A 22966-nucleotide genomic window follows, 5' to 3' on the forward strand; every position below is an offset into this window, starting at 1 on the left:
TTATTTACGGTGAGGGACGGGATCTCTCCCCTCCCCGACTTGAAAATTATAACTTGTTGCTGATAAGGGTGCCTTCGGTCTCACCCATTACCGCCCGACGCAAAGCACCCGGCTTGTTCATATTGAACACGCGAATGGGCAGATTGTGGTCCCGCGCCAGGGTAAAGGCAGCCAGGTCCATCACCTTGAGCTCTCGCTCGAGTACATCATCGTAGCCCAGATGATGATACAGCTCGGCATCAGGGTTCTTGACCGGGTCATCGCTGAACACACCATCGACCTTGGTTGCCTTGAGCACCACATCGGCTTCAATTTCAATGCCGCGCAGACAGGCTGCCGAATCGGTGGTAAAGAAGGGGTTACCGGTGCCGGCAGAGAAAATAACCACCCGGCCCTTACGCAGCAGGCTGATGGCATCGGCCCAATTGTAGCTGTCGCAAACTCCTTCAAGAGTAATCGCTGACATCAGACGGGCATTCACATAAGCACGGTGCAGAGCATCGCGCATGGCCAGACCGTTCATCACGGTAGCCAACATACCCATGTGGTCGCCCACCACGCGGTTCATCCCCGCTTTGGCCAGGCCCGCACCACGGAACAGGTTACCGCCGCCAATTACCAGGCCGACCTGAACGCCCAGTTCCACCAGTTCCTTGATTTCCTGAGCCATACGCTCCAGTACGGCGGGATCAATACCAAAGCCTTCTTCTCCCTGCAGGGCTTCGCCACTAAGTTTGAGAAGAATGCGTCTGTATGCGGGTTTCGGATTGGTACTCATGCTTTCTATTCCTGGTCATAGAAAGACCGCGACGAGATGTCGCGGTCCGAATAGCATTAAAAAGGCAGAGAATCAGCCTTTGGAAGCGGCGATCTGAGCCTGAACTTCGGCAGCGAAGTCTTCTTCTTTACGCTCGATACCTTCACCCACTTCGAAGCGGACAAAGCCCAGCGCGTCGGCGCCTTTCTGCTTGAGCAGGTCGGCTACAGAGATGGACGGGTCTTTAACAAAAGGCTGACCGGTCAGAGAGATTTCACCGGTGAATTTCTTCATGCGGCCTTCAACCATTTTCTCGGCAATCTCTTTGGGCTTGCCAGAGTTAACAGCGATTTCCACCTGAATTTCGCGCTCTTTGGCAACGACTTCATCGGATACGTCTTCAGGCTTAACGAACTGCGGGCTGGAAGCAGCAACGTGCATGGCCACATCTTTGGCCAGCTCTTCGTCGCCACCCTGCAGGTTGGCGATAACGCCAATGCGGGTACCGTGCAGATACGTTACTACGTTGTCGCCTTCTACCAGCTCTACGCGACGCAGGCTCATGTTCTCGCCGATCTTGGCAATCAGGTTGGTCAGCGCAGTTTCAACGGTTTCACCGCTGGCCAGCGTGGCGGCTTTCAGCGCTTCTACGTCAGCAATCTTGTTGGCCAGAGCCAGCTCAACAATCTGATCACCCAGAGCCAGGAAGCTGGCGTCCTTGGCAACGAAATCGGTTTCGCTGTTCATTTCTACCAGTACGGCTACGTTGCCAGTCTGGCGGGCCAGAATGATACCTTCGGCAGCAATGCGGCCGGCTTTTTTAGCGGCTTTAGCCTGGCCGGATTTACGCATGTCTTCGATGGCCTGCTCGATGTCGCCATTGGCTTCGATCAGTGCTTTTTTACAGTCCATCATGCCGGCGCCAGTGCGCTCGCGCAGTTCTTTTACCAGGGCGGCGGTAATGTTTGCCATTCGTAATGTCCTCGGTCTTGTTAAGAAAACAGGGGCACATAGCCCCTGTTAACCTATAACTTGCGTATGGTTAATAAAGGCGTGAGCATCGAGCTCAGTCTTTATTATTCTTCTACGACGTAGTTGTCTTCAGCTTGCACGGCCAGATCCTGGGCGCGAGCAGCATTCACGGCGTCAGCAGCAGCATTCAGATACAGCTGAACGGCACGGATGGCGTCATCGTTGCCGGGGATGATGTAGTCAACGCTGTCCGGGTTGGAGTTGGTGTCTACAACAGATACCACGGGGATGCCCAGGTTGTTGGCTTCCTTGATGGCGATGTGCTCGTGATCCGCATCGATAACGAACAGTACGTCGGGCAGACCGCCCATGTCCTTGATACCACCCAGAGACTTCTCAAGCTTTTCCATTTCGCGAGTACGCATCAGCGCCTCTTTCTTGGTCAGCTTTTCAAAGGTACCGTCCTGAGCCTGAGCTTCCAGGTCTTTCAGGCGGCTGATGGACTGACGCACGGTTTTCCAGTTGGTCAGCATACCGCCCAGCCAGCGATGGTTCACATAGAACTGATCGCAGTTGGTAGCGGCTTCTTTTACGGCTTCAGAGGCTGCGCGCTTGGTACCAACAAACAGGATTTTACCTTTCTTGGAAGCAACGTTACCCAGGTAGTTCAGCGCATCGTTGAACAGGGGAACGGTTTTTTCCAGGTTGATGATGTGAACCCGGTTGCTGGCGCCGAAAATGTAAGGCTTCATCTTGGGGTTCCAGAAACGGGTCTGGTGACCGAAGTGAACGCCGGCTTTCAGCATGTCGCGCATAGATACTTGTGCCATGATTTCCTCAAATATGTATTGGGTTAGGCCTCCACACATCCCATGACTCCGACCCGAAGGCACCCTGGAGCATGTGCCGATGTGTGTGTGTGTTAAATAAAGTGAATGTTGTCGCAATGCCCGGTTTTATTAAACCCAGCACCACGGCGCGCTTTATACCACAATTGCCATGGCCGCACCAGTACGACAGCCAATTTCGGTGCTGGAAGTTAGGAGCCGGCAAGGGTACACTTTTGGCCCTTCACGGGTACACCCGCCAGTCATTACAGAGACAAGTATGAGCATAGTCATAAAAACACCGGAAGAAATCGAAAAAATGCGCGTAGCCGGCCGGCTGGCTGCCGAGGTGCTGGAAATGATCGAGCCTTATATCAAGCCCGGCGTCACCACAGACGAACTCAACCAGATCTGTCACGACTATATCGTGAATGAACAAAGCGCCATTCCGGCGCCACTGAACTATCACGGCTTTCCAAAGTCGATCTGTACCTCGGTCAACCATGTTATCTGTCATGGCATTCCGTCCGACAAAAAGCTGAAAGACGGTGATATTCTCAATATCGACATCACCGTTATCAAAGATGGTTACCACGGCGACACCTCCAAAATGTTTACCGTGGGCAAGCCCAGCATTATGTCTGAACGCCTGTGCCGGGTAACCCAGGAGTGCATGGAAATCGGTATCAAAATGGTGAAGGACGGCGTGCACCTGGGTGACATTGGTGCTGCCATTCAGAAACATGCCGAAGCCCATAATTATTCCGTGGTACGTGAGTATTGTGGTCACGGCATTGGCAAGGAATTTCACGAAGAGCCTCAGGTACTGCATTACGGCAAGCCCGGCACCGGTGAGGTGCTGAAAGCAGGCATGTGCCTGACCATTGAGCCCATGATCAACGTCGGCAAGCGCCATAGCAAAATGCTGAACGACGGCTGGACGGTCGTGACCAAGGATCGCAGTCTGTCGGCCCAGTACGAGCACACCATTCTGGTGACCGAAACCGGCTGTGAAGTGCTGACCCTGCGCAAGGACGATACCCTGCCGCGGATCATCACCGCCTGAAGCGCCTTGCGTCCGTCGCCCCTGCTCAGGCAGGGGCCCATGTACAGGTAACCAAGCCCTGTTCATGGATTCCCGCCTGCGCGGGAATGACTCATTCTCACCGTGTTGACAGAACCCCCATGAAACCCACTTACTCCCGCCGCCCCCGCAAGCCAGCCTCAAGAAAACCTTCCGGCCCACCCGTGACCTTGCTGCTCAACAAACCCTATATGGTGTTGTGCCAGTTCACCGACGCCGGTGGCCGGGAAACCCTGGCTGACTATGTGAATGAGCCCGGGGTGTATGCCGCCGGCCGGCTCGACCGGGACAGCGAAGGCCTGCTGGTACTGACCAGTGACGGCGCACTCAATGCCCGACTGACCCAGCCCGGACGCAAAACCGCCAAAACCTACTGGGTGCAGGTAGAGGGAGATCCCAGCGAGGCCGATCTCGATAAACTACGCCAGGGGGTGGAGCTGAAGGACGGCCCCACCCTGCCGGCCCGGGTGAAACGCATGGACGAACCGGCAGTGTGGCCGCGCACCCCCCCGATTCGCGAGCGCCAGAATATTCCCACCAGCTGGCTGGAGATTAACATCACCGAAGGGCGTAACCGTCAGGTACGGCGCATGACCGCCCATATCGGTTTTCCCACCCTGCGGCTTATTCGCTATGCCGTGGGTAACTGGACCCTGGGGGATTTGCAGCCTGGTCAATGGAGAAAGCCATGAGTCATGCAGTAACCCTGGCGGTGATTGTGCGCGCCGGCGAGCGTTTCCTGATGGTGGAAGAGTGGCAGCAAGGCAGCGTCATGTTCAATCAGCCAGCAGGCCATCTGGAACCGGGCGAAAACCTGCTGGACGGAGCAAAGCGCGAGCTGCTGGAAGAAACCGGTCTGACCCTGCCTCTTGAACAGGCGGTCGCAGTGTACCAGTATACGGCACCGGACAACGGCAAGCACTTTGTGCGCTTTACCTTTTGTACCGAGGTGCTCGAGCCGCTCGCGACCAATCCGCAGGACCCCGACGGCGATATTATCCGCTGCCACTGGTTGACCCTGACCGAGATAGAAGCCCTCGGCGAACAACTGCGCAGCCCGCTGATCCTGGCTTCCTTCCGGGACTATCTTGCCGGTGAGCGCTTTCCGGTATCGGCACTGAAGCCGGCACCATAGCAGGTTATGACGAGTCCCAACATGTCGGCGAGCGGTTCGGAATGTTGGGATTCGCTTCGCTTATCACCAACCTGCGGCCCTGCAGGCTAAGGAAGACGATTTCCTGTTCAGCATTCCCCCTCCCCGGAGAAAGCTCCCTCCCCCTGACGGCATTTGTCTGGTAAAATAGCGCCCGTTTTGCAATCGGGTAATGGGCGTTATGAGCGATAACAGTCAGGTTAAAGTGATTGTCGGCATGTCCGGCGGTGTGGATTCCTCAGTCTCGGCGTATCTGCTGCAACAGCAGGGCTATCAGGTCGAGGGCCTGTTCATGAAGAACTGGGAAGAAGACGACACCGACGAGTACTGTTCCGCGGCAGAAGATCTGCGCGATGCTCAGGCGGTGTGCGACAAACTCGGCATCGAGCTGCATACCATCAACTTTGCTGCCGAATACTGGGACAATGTGTTCGAACATTTTCTGGCGGAATACAAAGCCGGCCGCACCCCCAACCCGGATATTCTTTGCAACAAGGAAATCAAATTCAAGGCGTTCCTGGAGTTTGCCGCCGAGGATCTGGGCGCCGATTACATCGCCACCGGCCATTATGTACGCCGCAGCTTTGACGAGGAACCGAAACTGCTGCGTGGTCTCGACGGCAACAAGGATCAGAGCTATTTCCTGTATACCCTGAGTTCACAACAGGTGGCCAAAAGCCTGTTCCCGGTAGGCGAACTGGAAAAGCCCGAAGTACGGCGTATTGCCGAACAGCTGGAGCTGGTTACCGCCAAGAAAAAAGATTCCACCGGCATCTGCTTTATCGGCGAACGCAAGTTTACCGATTTTCTGGCCCGTTACCTGCCCGCCCAACCCGGAAATATTGAAACCGTAAACGGCGAGGTTATCGGTCAGCATCAGGGACTTATGTATCACACCCTCGGCCAACGCAAGGGACTGGGCATCGGCGGCCTTAAAAACGCCGGCGACGAACCCTGGTATGTGGTCGACAAAGAGGTGGAACGCAACGTGCTGGTGGTGGCCCAGGGCGATCATCCCCGTCTTTATTCCGATGGTTTAATCGCCCGTCAGCTGCACTGGGTAGATCGCCGCACAGTAACCGAGCCCCTGCGCTGCACCGTGAAAACCCGCTACCGTCAGACCGATATTCCCTGCACCATCGAGCCGGTGGACGCCGACACCATTCGCGTGCTGTTCGATGAGCCTCAGGCGGCAGTCACCCCCGGTCAGTCGGCAGTATTTTACCTGAATGAGGTATGCTTGGGCGGCGGTATTATTGAAACCCGGTTCAACAAGGATCAAGCGTGAGTCACAGTCTGGAAAACCAAACCCTGGCCTTTGCCGGCATCTGCCAGGCCGCACGCCTGGTGCAGCAGGTCGCTCGTCAGGGTGTTATCGACGATAAGGAAGTGCTGGCTACTACCCTGAACAGCATACTGGTCACTGACGCCGAACAGACGGCAGACGTTTACGGCGGTCACGATAACCTGCGACTGGGGTATAACACCCTGATCGAACAGCTGAACGGCGACAGCAACAAAAAGGATGCCGAGCTCACCCGCTATCTGGTAGGAGTGGTGGCGCTGGAACGCAAGCTCGCCAAGCGGCGGGATCTGATGTCGATGCTGGGCGAGCGCATCAGTCAGGTAAAGCGTCAGCTGCATCATTTTGATCTGCTCGATGAACAGGTACTGGCTAACCTGGCCGGCATTTACAGCGACATTGTCAGCCCCATCGGACCACGCATTCAGGTGGCGGGCAACCCGAGCTTTTTACAGCAGCCTATGGTACAGCACCAGATCCGCGCCCTGCTGCTGGCAGGCATTCGCAGCGCCGTGCTGTGGCGTCAGCTCGGCGGCAAACGCCGGCATATTCTGTTTTCCCGCAAACGGCTGGTGGCTCAGGCCCAGGCCGCTCTGCGTTAGTGATGTTGTTTTAACTACCCCCCAACCTTCAGGAGTTTCAGTTGATGGAATTGTCAGCATTAACGGCCATTTCCCCGGTCGATGGCCGTTACGGCAGCAAAACCGAGGCGCTGCGCGCCATTTTTTCCGAGTTTGGCCTGCTGCGTTTTCGCGTAGAAGTGGAAGTGCGCTGGCTGCAGGCTCTGGCCGCCGAGCCGGCCATTGCCGAAGTTCCGGCCTTTTCCAATGAAGCCAATGCACTGCTGGACAGCATTATCGCCAATTTCAGCGAGGCCGACGGCCAGCGTATCAAGGACATTGAACGCACCACCAACCACGACGTAAAAGCCGTGGAATACTTCCTGAAGGAAAAAGTCGAGGCCCTGCCCGAGCTGGCTGCGGTAAGCGAATTTATTCACTTTGCCTGCACCAGTGAAGACATCAACAACAACGCCCACGCCCTGATGCTGAAAGCCGGCCGCGATGACGTCGTCGTACCCTACTGCCAGCAACTGGTTGACGAAGTAAAGCGCCTGGCCGCCCAGTACCGCGATCTGCCGATGCTGAGCCGCACTCACGGTCAGCCTGCCTCACCCACCACCCTGGGCAAGGAAATGGCCAACGTGGCCTATCGTCTGGAGCGCCAGCTCAAGCAAATTCAGGGTATTGAACTGCTGGCCAAGATTAACGGTGCGGTAGGCAACTACAACGCCCATATCTCCGCCTATCCGGAAGTAGACTGGCACGCCTTTTCCGAGCAGTACGTGACCGGCCTGGGCCTGACCTGGAACCCCTACACCACCCAGATCGAACCTCACGATTACATTGCCGAGCTGTTCGACGCCCTGGCCCGTTTCAACACCATACTGCTCGATTTCGACCGGGACGTGTGGGGCTATATTTCGGTTGGCTACTTCAAGCAGAAAACCGTGGCCGGCGAAATCGGTTCCAGTACCATGCCGCACAAAGTTAACCCCATCGACTTTGAAAACTCCGAGGGTAACCTGGGGCTGGCCAATGCCATCTTCAGTCATCTGGCCGCCAAACTGCCGGTATCCCGCTGGCAGCGTGACCTGACCGACAGCACCGTGCTGCGTAACCTGGGTGTGGCCGTGGGCTACTCACTAATCGCCTACCAGGCCACCCTGAAAGGGATCAGCAAGCTGGAAGCCAACCCCGATGCACTGGCTGCCGATCTGGATCAGAACTGGGAAGTGCTGGCCGAGCCGGTACAAACCGTGATGCGCCGCTACGGCATTGAAAAGCCCTACGAGAAGCTGAAAGAGCTGACCCGGGGCAAGCGGGTAGACGGTGCCGGCATGCGTGCCTTTATCGATGGCCTGGAGCTGCCCGAATCCGTTAAGGACGAGCTCAAGCAACTTACCCCAGCCAACTATATCGGACGAGCGGTCAAGCTCACCGACGAGCTGAAGTAATATCCCGCGGGCGAAGCAACCCTGCTTCGCCCTGCTTCACAAATTTGTGCATCCATCATGCTGCAGCTTGCGGCAGACCACAAAAACGACGCTTTCCCTTCGCTTTTTTTCCTTTGCTCTCACTAACATGCTATCCGGTTTTCAGCAGGAGCAGCGTTAGTATGAACAGCCGTACAAGAGACATGGCGCATATTGTCATGCGCGGATTCGATGCCTTTCATCGTTATTTTCTGGTGATCACTCTGGGGGCCAAAAGCCGCTTTGAGGCCCAGGACTGGAGCGGAGTACAGCTGGCCTCACGCCGACGCATCTGGCTATATGATGAGCATGTAAACAATACAGTACGCGCCGTACTCGACTATAACCGGGGGCCCTTACGTCACCAGGAACTGAAAGCCCTCAAACAGGCCTTTAACGATCTGTTGATCACCCATTCCAATCCGGATATGGCTGAATCTTTTTACAACTCGGTCTATCGGCGCTCCACCCGCCATCGCAGCATTCGTGCCGAAAACCTCTATGTGCATCCTTTTGTACCTTATCCGGGCAAGCAGGATCTGGCTTCATGCACCTGGCAATACCGGGTTGTTCCCGGCGAGCTGAACCAAACTCTGCAACATCTGCTGGCAAGATTCAGACTGGAATTACCCTTTGCCAGGTTAGAACAGGATCTGACATATCTGAAACACACTCTGAACGAAGCGGGGCTAACCGATTCCCCCTTCACTCTTACCGTGATCAATACCCTGTTTTACCGCAACAAGGGGGCTTACCTCATTGGCCGGCTGGAACACCCCGAAGGGCCACAGCCCTTTATTCTGCCCATCCTGCATGAAGCAGACGGCCTGGTGATCGACACCCTGCTGCTGAGTCAGGACAATGCATCCATTCTGTTTGGCTTTGCCCGCGCTTATTTTATGGTGTGGTGTCCCCGGCCTTCATTGCTGGTACAGTTTCTGCGGCCGCTGTTGCCCAACAAGTCTGACTATGAAATTTATAACGCCATCGGCTGGCAGAAACATGGCAAGACCATTTTTTACCGGGGTTTTTTACAGCATCTGCAGCGCTCGCGGGACCAGTTTGTACCGGCCAAAGGCATTAAAGGCATGGTGATGTGCGTGTTTACCCTGCCTTCTTTTGATGTGGTCTTCAAGGTCATCAAAGATCATGTAACTCCGCCCAAAACCGTGAACCGCGATACCGTCAAAGCCAAATACCGGCTGGTAAAACAACACGACAGGGTCGGGCGTATGGCCGACACCATGGAGTTCACCAATTTTGAACTGCCGCTCAATCGCATCGCCCCCGAGCTGCTGGAGGAATTACAGCGGGAGGTCCCCTCCCAGCTTACCTTCAAGGAAGACCGGCTGATTATTCACCACCTTTATACCGAGCGGCGCATGACGCCATTCAACCTTCATCTGGAGCAAGTGCAAGAAGAGCAGTTGCACCATGCCCTGGACGAATACGCCAGCGCCCTCAAGCAACTGGCTGCCGCCAATATCTTCCCCGGCGATATGCTGTTCAAGAACTTTGGCGTTACCCGCCACGGCCGGGTGATATTCTACGATTATGACGAAATCGCCTATATGACCGAATGTCATTTTCGCGACATCCCCAAAACAGATCACCTGCAGGACCAGCTCAACCCCGAGCCATGGTACTCGGTTGGGCCTAGCGATGTTTTTCCCGAGGAATTTAAAACCTTTCTGCTCTATAACCCGCGTATTCGTGCCGCCTTTGATGAACAGCATATGGAGCTGTTTACCGCAGGCTACTGGCGCCAATTACAAAATAATATTACCCAGGGCCGGGTAGAAGACATCTTTCCCTACCGGCGGCAACAACGGTTTAAATACAAGTACGGGGAGGAGTGACCCCCGCCCGGGCCTTCCTGCGCCAGCACCGGGTATACACAGTGCTCACCTCTCCGGGGAAGGATGGGAGGGGGATGCCCTTATAACTGCGGGTGGCTCAGCGGCTCGCGGGAAACCAGCACACCATTGGCATCGGAATACACATAATCCCCCGGATAAATGGTGACACCGGCAAAGGTGACTGGCACCTCCGTGACCCCTTCACCGCGTTTTTCTGAGCGGACCGGGCACGCAGCGAGCGCCTTGATGCCCAGGGCCAGGCCACCCAGCGTACCGGCATCACGGATCGCACCGTGGATCACAACCCCTTCCCAGCCGTTTTCCAGCGCTTTTTCTGCCAGCAGGTCGCCCATCAGGGCGCAGCGCAGCAAGCCGCCACCGTCCACTACCAGCACCTTGCCGGTTCCGGGCTGCGACACCAGTTCACGCACCCGGGAGTTGTCTTCATAGCAACGCACCGTTACCGCTTGTCCCCAGAACAGGGGCTCGGCACCAAAGTCACGAAATATGGCATCAAGCACCTTCACTTTATCTGCATGTTCGTCACACAGATCCGGTAATAAATCAATCATATACCCTCCGTTTTAATGCACCTTTCCGGCCCTGACGGCAATGCTCTGGACCAGTTCCAAAGTGTAACAGTACGCTAAAAAAACAGCAGTTTTGTTAAATTGAGGCTTGACCTGGATCAAATGAGCTCATAAAACAATTTAACAATATCCGCCGCAAACTGTTGTTATGCCTCTGTTAACTGTTAAAATAACATCAAACTATCAAAAGGACCTCTGTTCTTCCCGTTTTCTATTCTGTTGGGTATGACGCAGCAACTGCATGGGATGCATATAAAAAATAATAACAGCACTGTGGTCCGGCAAGCCCGGTACCGCTTGTTAAGGTAAGTTTATTACATAAAAAACTTACTCTGCGGTTAAAAGGTGAGTCCGCCCAGCCGCAGTGCCGATGACAGTATTTTTACATTCAGAGAACAGGTAAGCTCATGCAGACTCCACACATTCTTATCGTTGAAGACGAACTGGTCACCCGTAATACCCTTAAAGGTATTTTTGAAGCAGAAGGCTATGCCGTCCTGGAAGCCACCGACGGCGAAGAAATGTATAAAGCCCTTTCTGATCACAAGGTGAACCTGGTCATCATGGACATCAACCTGCCCGGTAAAAACGGTCTGCTGCTGGCCCGTGAGCTGCGTGAGCAGCACAATCTGGCGCTGATGTTCCTCACCGGTCGCGATAACGAAGTTGACAAAATCCTGGGCCTGGAAATCGGTGCCGACGATTACATCACCAAACCGTTTAATCCCCGTGAGCTCACCATTCGCGCCCGTAATCTGCTGAGCCGTACCATGCAGGCCCCCGACGCTCAGGAAGATGACAAACAGATAGACGCCTATCGCTTCAACGGCTGGACCCTGGACATTAACAGCCGTGCGTTGGTCAGCCCCAGTGGTGAAGTATTCAAACTGCCACGCAGTGAGTTCCGGGCGATGGTTCACTTCTGTGAGCATCCGGGTCAGATCCAGAGCCGTGCCGAGCTGCTGAAGAAAATGACCGGCCGCGAACTCAAGCCGCACGACCGTACTGTGGACGTCACCATCCGTCGTATCCGCAAACATTTTGAGTCGGTACCGGACACTCCCGAAATCATCGCGACCATTCACGGTGAAGGCTACCGCTTCTGCGGCGAGCTGGAAGGGTAACAACACCGGATTTCGGCTTGATACCGGGGTCACGGAAAATCAATGCATACAATGCAAAAAAATACCGGCCTGATGGCCGGTATTTTTATTTATTTCAGTGGTGCCTTACAGCACGTTGACGGCGTTCAACTCACGGAACGCCTGCTCCAGACGGGCGATCATGCTCAGCTGACCTTCACGCAGCCAGACGCGAGGATCGTAGTATTTCTTGTTGGGTTTGTCGTCACCATCCGGGTTACCGATCTGTCCCTGCAGATAGGCTTCTTTTTCCTTATAGTAGTTCATCACGCCAGCCCAGGTGGCCCACTGGGTGTCGGTGTCGATGTTCATCTTGATCACACCGTAGCTGATGGACTCCTTGATTTCCTCGGCTGAAGAGCCGGAGCCACCGTGGAACACAAAGTCCAGGGACTTGGGTGCCAGACCGAATTTCTCGGACACATACTTCTGGGAGTTGTCCAGGATTTGCGGGGTCAGCTTGACGTTACCGGGCTTGTATACACCGTGCACATTGCCAAAGGAAGCGGCAATGGTGAACTTGTCGCTGATAGCGCTCAGTTTCTCGTAGGCATAGGCCACGTCTTCCGGCTGAGTATACAGCAGGGAGCTGTCCATGCCGGTATTATCAACGCCATCTTCTTCACCGCCGGTGCACCCCAGTTCAATTTCCAGGGTCATGCCAATCTTGCTCATACGCTCCAGGTAGTGGGCGCAAATCTCGATATTTTCTTCCAGGCTTTCTTCGGACAGATCAATCATGTGAGAGCTGAACAACGGCTTGCCGGTTTCAGCAAAGTGCTTTTCACCGGCATCGAGCAGGCCGTCAATCCAGGGCAGCAGCTTCTTGGCCGCATGGTCGGTATGCAGGATCACCGGGACGCCGTAAGCATCGGCCACCGCATGGACATGACGCGCACCGGAAATAGCACCGAGAATGGCGGCCTGATGCCCTTCCAGTTTCAGCCCCTTACCCGCAAAGTAGGCAGCTCCGCCGTTGGAGAACTGCACAATAACCGGAGCATTCACCTTGGCAGCAGCTTCAATCACGGCATTCACCGAGTCGGTACCCACCACGTTAACCGCAGGCAGCGCGAACTGGTTTTCCTTGGCAATGGCAAAAATCTTCTGCATGTCGTCGCCGCTGACAACACCCGGCTTGACCACATCGGAAATTTTCTGAGACATTGTTTTGCTCCTGTAAGCTTGCTCGCGGCCGGTTCGGCCGGCCGCAGTGATAAATAGAATTCAGTCGTTGGCACGCTGCTCGAGCATGGCTACCGCCGGCAGGGTCTTACCTTCCACGAACTCGAGGAAAGCACCACCACCGGTGGAAATATAGGAAACCTGATCCTTGATACCGAATTTATCGATGGCCGCCAGGGTGTCACCGCCACCGGCAATGGAGAAGGCATCGCTCTCGGCAATGGCTCTGGCCACCACCTCGGTACCGTGGGCAAACTGATCAAATTCAAACACACCCACAGGGCCGTTCCACAATATGGTCTTGGCTTCTTTCAGGATTTTAGCCAGCGCCTCGGCAGAATCAGGGCCCAGGTCGAAGATCATGTCATCGGCTTCCACTTCGCTCACCGGCTTGATGGCGGCATCGGCCTGCTCGGAAAACTCGGTCCCTACCACCACGTCGGTGGCCAGAGGAATTGCGCACTCGGCGGCCAGCCTCTTCGCGGTGTCAAGCAGCTCGGGCTCATACAGTGACTTGCCTACACTATGACCGGCGGCGGCAATAAAGGTGTTGGCAATGCCACCGCCCACCACCAGCTGGTCGGCCACCTGGGACAAGGACTCCAGTACGGTCAGTTTGGTAGAAACCTTGGAGCCACCCACAATCGCCACCATGGGGCGGGCCGGCTTATCCATGGCTTTGGCCAGGGCTTCCAGCTCGCCGGAAAGCAGCGGGCCGGCACAGGCTACCGGTGCGTATTTCGCTACCCCGTGAGTGGACGCCTGGGCCCGGTGCGCGGTACCGAAGGCATCCATAACGAACACGTCACACAGCGCGGCATACTGGCGCGAGAGGGTTTCGTCATCTTTTTTCTCACCCTTGTTAAAGCGCACGTTTTCCAGTACTACAAGCTCACCATCGGCAATGTCCAGGCCGTTCAGGTAATCGGTTGCCAGGCGTACCGGTACGCTGAGCTTGCCAGCCAGGTAGTCTACCACCGGTTGCAGAGAGAACTCATCGGCATATTCCCCCTCAACAGGGCGTCCCAGATGCGAGGTCACCATCACTCTGGCCCCTTTGGCCAGAGCCGCCTCAATGGTGGGCAGCGAGGCCAGGATGCGGGCATCCGAGCCGACCTTGCCATTTTTGACCGGCACGTTCAGATCGGCACGGATAAGCACCCGCTTACCGGCCAGCTCGAGTTCATTCATTTTGATGACAGACATAATACGTCCTCTAAATTGGCAGTACTGTTGTGAAAGCGAATCGGTTAAATTGTTTTTCCCGCCGCCAGCCAGGCAAGACTGGTGTCCAGCATGCGGTTGGCAAACCCCCATTCGTTATCGCACCACATCAGCATCTTGATGAGGTTGGCATCACTCACCCGGGTCTGGGTACCATCGATAATGGAAGAGTGGGGATCGTGGTTAAAGTCTACCGATACCAGTGGTGCCTCGGTGTAACCGAGAATGCCCCGGAGCGGGCCTTCGGCGGCCTCGCACAATACACGGTTAACCTCACTCACCGAGGCATGCTTTTCCACGATAATACTGAGATCCATGGCGGTAACGTTAATGGTCGGGACCCGCACGGAAATGGCCTCAAATTTGCCGGCAAAGTGCGGCAGTATGCGTTCAACGCCTTTGGCCAGTTTGGTATCTACCGGAATAATGGACTGACTGGCGGCCCGGGTGCGACGTAAATCGGCGTGATAAGCGTCGATCACCTGCTGATCATTCATCGACGAGTGAATGGTGGTAATGTTACCGCACTTGATATTGAACACCCGGTGCAGAGTTTCAATCACCGGCACCACACAGTTAGTGGTGCAGGAAGCATTAGAGACAATGGTTTCACGACCGGTCAGCTGCTGATGATTCACCCCATAGACGATGGTGGCGTCTACATCGCTGTCAGCCGGATGAGAAAACAGCACACGCCCCGCTCCTGCCGCCATATGCAGTCCGGCATCGCTACGGCTGGAAAGCACCCCGGTGCAATCCAGCACCAGGTCCACTCCCAGCTCGGCCCAGGGCAGTTTATCCGCCTCAGGCTCGTGACACAGCCGGATGCGATCCTCCCCGATGCACATACTCTGACCTTCCAGCGTGACTTCCTGACCAAAGCGGCCATGGCTGGAGTCATAACGGGTCAGGTGGGCCATGGCCTCAGGCTCGGCCAGCTCGTTAATGGCCACAATTTTCATGTGTTTGTGAAGGCCGCGCTCATAAAAGGCGCGCAGCACGCTGCGACCGATGCGGCCATAGCCATTAATGGCGAGTCGAATCATGGCTGTCTGCTTCCTGCTGGGCTCAAGGATTGATATTTAAAACTGTGCCAAGTCTAACGAGGATTGAAAGCAAGGGGAATGGTGAAGGCAGTGATGCAGCCCTAAAAAGGAAAAACCCGGCCATCAACATGGCCGGAACATCAATGAAGGAGCAAAATTTACACAACTTCCAGCTCGGGCTCGGGCTCAGTAACCGTGGGGGTCACGTCGGCCTGCCCGGCCAGCTGCTGCAGCCAGTACAACACGCTGGCAGGGTAACAATCGTCCGCCGACCAGATACAGGGTGGCGGGGTCGAGACAGCACTCATACGCGGCACATTATCCATGGACTTGTCCTCGCTGATGGAACCGGACTCAGAATACCGTCATTCATTGACGGTTTAATGACAGTATCCCATTTGCACAACAAAGGCCAATTGAGACCCTTTGCTCAGCCCGAGGGGGCCGGATTCTGCAGCAGGATGTCATCATTTTCTTCCGCTTGAGCGTCACCCTCGTCCAGATCCAGCTCCATCTGACCCGCACTGGCTTCCGCAATGGCTTCTTCTTCCAGATCGGGAAACACCTCTTCAATGGGGACATCCACAAACTCATCGTTTCGCGGATCCAGCTCGGTGATCACCCCCGGTGTGTTAACCGGGGTAGCAATATAGGCGGCCTGCTCTTCCACCGGCACCGCCGGAGTGCGCCACTGCCACCACCAGCTGTAACCGCACAGCAACAGCGCCACACCGCCACAGCCGATATAGAGCCCCTGCGGCCCGAGCCAGGTCATCATACCGGAGCTGAACAGCGGTCCAAGGGAACTGCCCATACCATAACTGAGCAACAATGTCGTACTGGCCGCCACGATATGATGGGCTTCCATACGATCGTTGGTTATGGCCACCGCGACCGGATAGATGGAGGCGACCATGCCCATATAAAGCGCAGAAAAACCAATCAGAATACCGAGATGATACCCTCCGCCTATAATCACCCCAGCTGCACTCAGCACAATCACCAGATTGATCGCGATCATGATGCGACTCCGGTCGAGACGATCACACAGACGGCCCAGCGGCCAGGCAAAGATAATAAACGTAAAGATGGAGGCAGCCATAAAATAGGACAACTGCTCTACCGGCAACCCCAGCTGAATCGCATAGACCGGAGCCATGGAATAAAAGCTGCTGATCAGCACACCACTGCACAGCGCGGCCAGCAGGCCGACCGGCGCACTACGTACAATCTCTTTCAGGCTGATACGCTCAGTGTGCTCTACCGTGGGCGCTTCCATACGGGTAAGCGACAAAGGCACCAACGCGGCGGTCAGCAGAATGGCCCCGATAGTAAAGGGCACGAACGCCGCCGGATCGGTAAAACCAATCAGCAACTGACCGGCAGTTGCCGCCAGATAGGCACAGATCTGATAAGCAAAAAACAGCGTGGCCCGGTTATCACTACTGGCAACGGCACTGAACCAGCTTTCAATCACCACAAAACTGCCGGCTACCGCAATACCACTGAGTGCCCGCAACAGCGCCCAGATAACAATACTGTCCGTCAGCGGAAATATCAGGGTGGAGCTGGCCAGTACGGCACTGAACACCGCAAAGGCACGAATATGTCCTACCCGCCTGATCACCCCGGGCCCGTAGAGGGAGCCAAGGACAAACCCCACCGAATAGCACACCATAATACTGCCGATCAGAGTCGGCTCTACCTGCTTGAGCCCCAGGTTCACCCCCAGCAGGGTCATCACAAAGGTATTGCCGCCCATCAGCAGAAAAACACTGAAGATCAATGACGACAAAGAAATAACCAGACGCTTTATCATGGCGGAGACGGTCTTAGCGAGTAATAAAAGTAGCTCAGATTGACAGCATTCGGTCGCTCTGAACAAGCTTCATTCATTCAATATTCGGTGCCGATCACTGTTCCTCCAATCCGCTCGTGCTGCATGCCGGCTATCCCCGTCATTTTTGACACTGCCATAAATAAAAAAACCCCGGCAAAAGCCGGGGTTTGATATTAGCGGTGTCCTTGCTGTCAGCCCTGGGCTTTCAGCTTGCGACGATAAGCGTGCAGCAGCGGCTCGGTGTAACCGCTGGGCTGAGTGGTGCCTTCAAATACCAGAGCACAGGCCGCCTCAAACGCTACACCGTCAAAACCGGGAGCCATGTTACGATACAGCGGATCACCGGCATTCTGACCGTCAACAATAGCGGCCATGCGCTTCATGGACTCCATTACCTGATCTTTGGTCAGGATGCCGTGACGCAACCAGTTGGCAATGTGCTGAGCGGAGATACGCAGAGTAGCGCGGTCTTCCATCAGACCCACGTTATTGATGTCGGGAACCTTGGAGCAGCCAACACCCTGATCGATCCAGCGAACCACGTAACCCAGGATGCCCTGAGCGTTGTTGTCCAGCTCATTCTGAATCTCTTCAGCGGTCAGCGCGTCCTTGTCGGCCTGAGTCAGCAGCGGAATAGTCAGCAGATCATCCAGACTGGCCGGCTCACGGGACATCAGCTCATCCTGACGAGACTTCACATTTACCTGATGGTAGTGAGTCGCATGCAGCACAGCAGCCGTCGGAGACGGAACCCAGGCGGTATTGGCACCGGACAGCGGGTGAGCAATTTTCTGCTCCAGCATATCGGCCATGTTGTCGGGGATGGCCCACATGCCTTTACCAATCTGAGCCTTGCCCTGCAAACCAGCCGCCAGGCCCACATCTACGTTGTTATTCTCGTAAGACTGGATCCAGGCCTGCTGCTTCATGTCGCCTTTACGCACAACCGGGCCGGCTTCCATGCTGGTGTGAATTTCATCACCAGTCCGATCCAGGAAGCCAGTGTTGATGAACACAACACGCTCACGGGCTTCATAGATGGCAGACTTCAGGTTGGCGCTGGTACGGCGCTCTTCGTCCATAATACCCACTTTCAGGGTATTCTCGGCCAGGCCCAGTACCTTTTCGATACGGCTGAACAGCTCAACGGTAAACGCCACTTCTTCGGAGCCGTGCATTTTGGGCTTAACAATATACACACTGCCGGTACGGGAGTTGCGGAACTTGCCGTTGCTCTTAATATCGTGAATGGCGATCAGGCAGGTCACCAGGCCGTCGAGAATACCTTCCGGCACTTCGTTACCGTCTTTGTCCAGTACCTGATCGTTGGTCATCAGGTGACCCACGTTACGTACGAACAGCAGACTGCGGCCGTGCAGGGTGAAGGCTTCGCCCTGAGGGTTCAGGTATTCGCGATCCGGATTCAGGGTACGAATAATTTCCTTGTCGCCTTTCTGGATTTTCTGGCTCAGGGTACCTTTCATCAGGCCCAGCCAGTTGCGGTATACACCGACTTTGTCTTCGGCGTCTACAGCGGCAACAGAGTCTTCACAGTCCATAATGGTGGACAGGGCGGCTTCAACGATAAGATCTTTAATGCCTGCCTTGTCGAGCTGGGCAACAGGGTTGGCAGCATCAAACTGCAGCTCAATGTGCAGTCCGTTGTTGCGTACCAGTACGGAAGCCGGCGCGGCAACATCGCCCTTGTAACCCGCAAATTTGTCGGCATCGGCCAGAGCAGTGGTCTCACCGTTTTCCAGGGTTACCTGCAGCTGACCGTTCACCACCTGGTAGGAGGTGGCGTCAGCATGGCTGCCGGCAGCCAGCGGCGCGGCCTGATCCAGCAGATTGCGTCCCCAGGCGATGACCTTTTCGGCACGACGCGGGTTCAGGGACTTGGTCTTTTCGGCGCCGTCGGTCTCGGCAATGGCATCGCTGCCGTACAGCGCATCGTACAGGCTGCCCCAGCGCGCGTTGGCAGCGTTCAGGCAATAACGGGCATTGTTCACCGGTACCACCAGCTGCGGACCGGCCAGGGTAGCCAGCTCAGCATCAACATTGGTCGTGGTAATTTGATAATCTTCCACTTCCGGAACCAGATAACCAATCTCAGTCAGAAATTGCTTATAGGCTGCGGCATCATGGGGCTTGCCGGCGTGGGTATGGTGCCATTCGTCAATCTGCTGTTGCAGGGCTTCACGCTTTTCCAGCAGAGCGCGGTTTTTAGGGGCCAGATCGTTGACGATCTGCTCCAGACCACTCCAGAAAGCAGCGGGCTCCACGCCAGTACCAGGAATGATTTCATTTACTACCAGATCATGGAGAACGGTAGCGACTTGCAAAGTGCCGAGGTGAGTACGTTCCGTCATAATAGTTGCTTCTTCTATTTTAGTTGTCAGTAGTGTTCAATCGACCGATCACTAACCCTGATTGCTTGGGAGCGACAGTTTACCTGCGAAGGAAGAAAGAGGCAAAGTCGAATTACTAGATATGATCACAGGATCTTCACAAACTGTGCATAAAAAATTATTACTAAACATTTATTACTTACAATTCAACTACCTGTCATTTCCGTTCGAATCTTAACCTCTGCTTCATGATCCATCAAGATCCCTCACAGGCTTGCTGCCCGGCTCGTATTTCACGCGGCTTCTCCTGCTGCCGCATAACAAAAAAACGCGCCGGAGCGCGTTTGGATAAATTAGATGGTGCAGCGGTTGGACTCAGTCCAGCATACTGCGAATATCTTCATCACTGGTATGCCGAACATCCTTACCCTTGACGAAATAGATGATGTATTCACAAATGTGCTGCACCCTGTCCCCTACCCGCTCCAAAGAGCGGGCACACCAGAGCACATTGAGCACATGGGGGATAGAACGGGGATCTTCCATCATAAACGTCATCAGTTCACGAATAATGGACTCGTATTCCCGATCTACCTTGTCGTCTTCCTTGTGCACTTCGATAGCCGCTTCCACGTCCATCCGGGCAAACGCATCAAGGACTTCGTGCAGCATACGCACCGTGCGCCGTCCCATGTTTTCCATCGACACCAGCGGCGGCTGCTTTTTATTGGCGTTATCAAGCAGCATCATGCCGATACGCTTTGCCACATCTCCAATCCGTTCCAGATCGGTAATGGTCTTGATGATGGCCAGCACCAGACGCAAGTCAGAAGCAGCTGGCTGCCGCTTGGCAATAATGCGGGTGCATTCTTCATCAACCTGCACTTCCAGGGCATTCACCTTGTGGTCATTGGCCACGATTTGACGGGCCATGGCCATATCCTGCTCATGAATGGCGGTGATCGCATCAGTCAGCTGCTGCTCCACCAGTCCCCCCATGACCAGCACCTGATTGAGTACCCCTTCCAGCTCGGCATTGAACTGGCCGGAAATATGTTTATTGAGATTCAGCTTGTCCATTCCGGGCTCCTTAACCGTAACGACCAGTAATGTAGTCTTCGGTCTTTTTCTTGCTGGGGGTCGTAAACAGGGTATTGGTATCAGCGTATTCGATCAGCTCACCCATATACATAAAGGCAGTTTGATCCGACACCCTCGCCGCCTGCTGCATGTTGTGCGTCACAATGACCACAGTGAACTGATCTTTCAGGGTATTAATCAGCTCTTCGATCACCAGTGTGGAAATGGGATCCAGTGCCGACGTCGGCTCGTCAAGCAGCAGCACTTCCGGCTCAATAGCAATGGCCCGAGCGATTACCAGACGCTGCTGCTGTCCGCCGGACAAACCGAAGGCATTATCATGCAGCCGGTCCTTAACCTCATCCCACAGGGCAGCACCGCGCAGGGAGCGCTCTACCGCTTCATCCAGGCGGCGGCGGTCGTTTATGCCCTGCAGCCGCAGGCCATAAACCACATTCTCATAAATTGACTTGGGAAACGGATTAGGGCGCTGGAACACCATGCCCACCCGGCGGCGCAGGGCTGCCACGTCCACTTCTTTGCCATAGATGTTCTGGTTATGCAGCAGGATCTCACCTTCAATACGGCAGGTTTCCACCAGATCGTTCATGCGGTTGATACAGCGCAACAGAGTCGACTTGCCGCAACCTGACGGGCCGATAAAGGCAGTCACCTGGCCCTTGGCAATTTTCATGTCGACATTGAACAGCGCCTGCTTGGCACCATAAAACAGGTTGAGTCCGCGCACTTCCAGAGCGGTCTGCTCTTCGCTCAGACGGCCCAGGTCCAGGGTGGCGTCCTGACTCAGGGGGGTAGCTACGTTAATCATGTTTCTATACCTCTAAAGAGTGGCCGGCCGAATTACTGATCCAGCGAGCGGAATTTTTCACGCAGATGGTTGCGAATGCCGATGGCGGTCAGGTTCAGGCCCACGATCACCGTGACCAGCAGGAACGAGGTCGCATACACCAGAGGCCGTGCCGCCTCTACGTTGGGGCTCTGAAAACCCACATCGTAAATATGAAAGCCCAAATGCATAAACTTGCGGTCCAGATGCAAATAGGGGAAGTTACCATCCACCGGCAGGTTGGGGGCCAGTTTCACCACCCCCACCAGCATCAGCGGTGCTACCTCACCCGCGGCCCGGGCAATGGCCAGAATAAGACCGGTCATGATAGCTGGGCTGGCCATCGGAATAATAATGCGCCACAGGGTTTCGGCCTTGGTCGCACCCAGCGCCAGCGAGCCCTGACGTACCGAGGAGGGAATACGGGACAGCCCTTCCTCGGTGGAAACAATCACCACCGGCAGGGTCAGAATGGCCAGGGTCAGCGCCGACCACAGCACGCCAGGCGAGCCAAAGGTCGGGCTGGGCAGCGCTTCCGGGTAGAACAGCCGGTCGAGAGAGCCGCCCAGCATGTACACGAAAAAGCCCAGGCCAAACACACCGTATACAATGGACGGTACACCCGCCAGGTTAATAACCGCGATACGAATAATTTTAGTCAGACTGTTTTTACCTGCATATTCATGCAGATAAATGGCGGCTACAACGCCCAGCGGGGTCACAATGATGGCCATCAGGATCACCATGAACACCGTACCGAAAATGGCGGGGAACACACCACCTTCGGTGTTGGCTTCCCGTGGTTCACCACTGACAAACTTACCGATTTCTCCAAACCAGTGACCGGTTTGAGCCAGCAGGTTCATATTATTGGGCCAGGCCACATCCAGCACTTCACCCAGAGAAATGGTCACTTCCTGGCCACGCATATCACGCACCACCACACTGTCGCGGCGGGCTTCATCACGCAGGGCAAACAGCTCCTTTTCCAGCACCTTATAATCGGCACGTAGCTGCTCTTCCTCGGCCTGAATGGCGGCCAGGGCCTCGTCGGTCAGCTCACCGTCCAGGTCCAGCTTGCGCTGCTTGAGACGCAGACGTTCAAGCTGATGGTTAATGCTGCCAATTTCGCCTTTCTGCAGATCCTCCATCCGCTCGTTAAGCTCATCAACCCGTGCAATCCTCGCCAGCAACTGCTCGCGGACATCACCGGACACAGCGCTGTCGTTTTCCTGCACCCGTTCAACATAACCATAGAAGTTACCGTTGTGAGAGCGCTCGATCACCGCCATGTTGACCGGCTCGCTGCGGGACACGATGTTGGTTTCCAAGATCCAGCGGAAATCCAGCGGCACAAACTCCCGGTTACCGGTTTTCACCAGATAACGGGTCAGGGTGTCTTCAGTCACCCCTTCCAGCGTCAGGCCGGCACCACGCAGCTGGGCCACCGGCACCGCTTCCCGGTCATGGATTTCACCAATCACCGTATAGCGTTCTCCTTCCGGCGTACTCAGTTGCCATTCATAAATTGTATGTGGCCAGAAGTAGGTAAGACCGCGCCAGCCAATCATCAACAGCAGGCCCAGTACCGCTACCAGACTGAGGCTCACCGCCCCGCCGGTCATCCAGATCCAGGGCGTACCCGATTTGAACCATTTACTCATCGTTTCGCCC

Annotated in this window: 20 protein-coding genes and 1 pseudogene; 8 read left to right on the forward strand and 13 right to left on the reverse strand. The window is 55.3% G+C overall.

The window, feature by feature from the left end; translation table 11 throughout:
- Positions 1-46 precede the first annotated feature (46 nt).
- From pyrH to rpsB, 3 genes are all read right to left on the reverse strand, one after another.
- Positions 47-778, reverse strand: a complete 732-nt coding sequence (pyrH, locus tag B6S09_RS00925; RefSeq protein WP_094276618.1) for a UMP kinase — start codon at positions 776-778, stop codon at positions 47-49.
- Between the two features lie 72 nt (positions 779-850).
- Positions 851-1729, reverse strand: coding sequence for a translation elongation factor Ts (gene tsf / locus B6S09_RS00930; protein WP_094276619.1), 879 nt, complete (start codon positions 1727-1729; stop codon positions 851-853).
- Between the two features lie 104 nt (positions 1730-1833).
- A complete protein-coding gene (gene rpsB / locus B6S09_RS00935; protein ID WP_094276620.1) occupies positions 1834-2559 on the reverse strand; it encodes a 30S ribosomal protein S2 in 726 nt (241 codons plus the stop codon).
- Between the two features lie 277 nt (positions 2560-2836).
- Between rpsB and map the strand changes: the two genes are divergently transcribed.
- The 7 genes and pseudogenes from map to aceK all read left to right on the forward strand — a co-directional run bounded on the left by map (position 2837) and on the right by aceK (position 9990).
- Positions 2837-3622 (forward strand): type I methionyl aminopeptidase, encoded by a 786-nt coding sequence (gene map / locus B6S09_RS00940; protein WP_094276621.1) that lies wholly within the window; start codon positions 2837-2839, stop codon positions 3620-3622.
- A gap of 86 nt (positions 3623-3708) precedes the next feature.
- A pseudogene (locus tag B6S09_RS00945) lies at positions 3709-4323 on the forward strand (pseudouridine synthase); the annotation flags it as partial.
- 5 nt (positions 4324-4328) lie between these two features.
- Positions 4329-4775 carry an NUDIX hydrolase gene (locus B6S09_RS00950; RefSeq protein ID WP_094276623.1) on the forward strand — a complete coding sequence of 149 codons (447 nt, stop codon included), beginning with the start codon at positions 4329-4331 and terminating at the stop codon, positions 4773-4775.
- A gap of 199 nt (positions 4776-4974) precedes the next feature.
- Positions 4975-6081 carry a tRNA 2-thiouridine(34) synthase MnmA gene (mnmA, locus tag B6S09_RS00955; protein ID WP_094276624.1) on the forward strand — a complete coding sequence of 369 codons (1107 nt, stop codon included), beginning with the start codon at positions 4975-4977 and terminating at the stop codon, positions 6079-6081.
- The gene (gene hflD, locus B6S09_RS00960) at positions 6078-6698 is read left to right on the forward strand and encodes a high frequency lysogenization protein HflD (RefSeq protein ID WP_094276625.1); all 621 of its coding nucleotides are present in this window, start codon (positions 6078-6080) and stop codon (positions 6696-6698) included. The genes mnmA and hflD overlap by 4 nt, the downstream gene beginning before the upstream one ends.
- Positions 6699-6742: 44 nt before the next feature.
- Positions 6743-8113: an adenylosuccinate lyase gene (purB, locus tag B6S09_RS00965; RefSeq protein ID WP_094276626.1), complete on the forward strand. Its 1371-nt coding sequence runs from the start codon at positions 6743-6745 to the stop codon at positions 8111-8113.
- 161 nt (positions 8114-8274) lie between these two features.
- The gene (gene aceK, locus B6S09_RS00970; protein ID WP_094276627.1) at positions 8275-9990 is read left to right on the forward strand and encodes a bifunctional isocitrate dehydrogenase kinase/phosphatase; all 1716 of its coding nucleotides are present in this window, start codon (positions 8275-8277) and stop codon (positions 9988-9990) included.
- An 80-nt stretch (positions 9991-10070) separates the two neighbouring features.
- Here aceK and B6S09_RS00975 read toward each other — a convergent pair whose 3' ends face one another.
- The gene (locus B6S09_RS00975) at positions 10071-10562 is read right to left on the reverse strand and encodes a putative 4-hydroxy-4-methyl-2-oxoglutarate aldolase (RefSeq protein ID WP_094276628.1); all 492 of its coding nucleotides are present in this window, start codon (positions 10560-10562) and stop codon (positions 10071-10073) included.
- 425 nt (positions 10563-10987) lie between these two features.
- Between B6S09_RS00975 and arcA the strand changes: the two genes are divergently transcribed.
- A complete protein-coding gene (gene arcA, locus B6S09_RS00980; protein WP_094276629.1) occupies positions 10988-11704 on the forward strand; it encodes a two-component system response regulator ArcA in 717 nt (238 codons plus the stop codon).
- A 105-nt stretch (positions 11705-11809) separates the two neighbouring features.
- Here the strand turns inward: arcA and fbaA are convergent, their stop codons facing one another.
- The 9 genes from fbaA to pstA form a co-directional block, all read right to left on the reverse strand.
- On the reverse strand, positions 11810-12889 hold the full coding sequence (fbaA, locus tag B6S09_RS00985) for a class II fructose-bisphosphate aldolase (RefSeq protein ID WP_094276630.1): 1080 nt from the start codon (positions 12887-12889) through the stop codon (positions 11810-11812).
- A 60-nt stretch (positions 12890-12949) separates the two neighbouring features.
- Positions 12950-14113 carry a phosphoglycerate kinase gene (locus B6S09_RS00990; RefSeq protein ID WP_094276631.1) on the reverse strand — a complete coding sequence of 388 codons (1164 nt, stop codon included), beginning with the start codon at positions 14111-14113 and terminating at the stop codon, positions 12950-12952.
- A gap of 44 nt (positions 14114-14157) precedes the next feature.
- Complete coding sequence (gene epd / locus B6S09_RS00995) at positions 14158-15177, reverse strand: erythrose-4-phosphate dehydrogenase (protein ID WP_094276632.1); 1020 nt, start codon at positions 15175-15177, stop codon at positions 14158-14160.
- A gap of 158 nt (positions 15178-15335) precedes the next feature.
- On the reverse strand, positions 15336-15503 hold the full coding sequence (locus B6S09_RS18395; RefSeq protein WP_166670250.1) for a hypothetical protein: 168 nt from the start codon (positions 15501-15503) through the stop codon (positions 15336-15338).
- Between the two features lie 104 nt (positions 15504-15607).
- A complete protein-coding gene (locus B6S09_RS01000; RefSeq protein ID WP_243832748.1) occupies positions 15608-16996 on the reverse strand; it encodes an MFS transporter in 1389 nt (462 codons plus the stop codon).
- 212 nt (positions 16997-17208) lie between these two features.
- Positions 17209-19386, reverse strand: a complete 2178-nt coding sequence (locus B6S09_RS01005; protein ID WP_094276633.1) for a malate synthase G — start codon at positions 19384-19386, stop codon at positions 17209-17211.
- A gap of 354 nt (positions 19387-19740) precedes the next feature.
- Complete coding sequence (gene phoU, locus B6S09_RS01010) at positions 19741-20445, reverse strand: phosphate signaling complex protein PhoU (protein ID WP_094276634.1); 705 nt, start codon at positions 20443-20445, stop codon at positions 19741-19743.
- A 10-nt stretch (positions 20446-20455) separates the two neighbouring features.
- Positions 20456-21274 (reverse strand): phosphate ABC transporter ATP-binding protein PstB, encoded by an 819-nt coding sequence (gene pstB / locus B6S09_RS01015; protein WP_094276635.1) that lies wholly within the window; start codon positions 21272-21274, stop codon positions 20456-20458.
- A gap of 32 nt (positions 21275-21306) precedes the next feature.
- Positions 21307-22956, reverse strand: a complete 1650-nt coding sequence (pstA, locus tag B6S09_RS01020; protein WP_094276636.1) for a phosphate ABC transporter permease PstA — start codon at positions 22954-22956, stop codon at positions 21307-21309.
- Positions 22957-22966 lie beyond the last annotated feature (10 nt).

It is taken from the genome of Oceanimonas baumannii (genome assembly GCF_002245495.1).
GTDB classification, from domain to species: Bacteria; Pseudomonadota; Gammaproteobacteria; order Enterobacterales; family Aeromonadaceae; genus Oceanimonas; species Oceanimonas baumannii.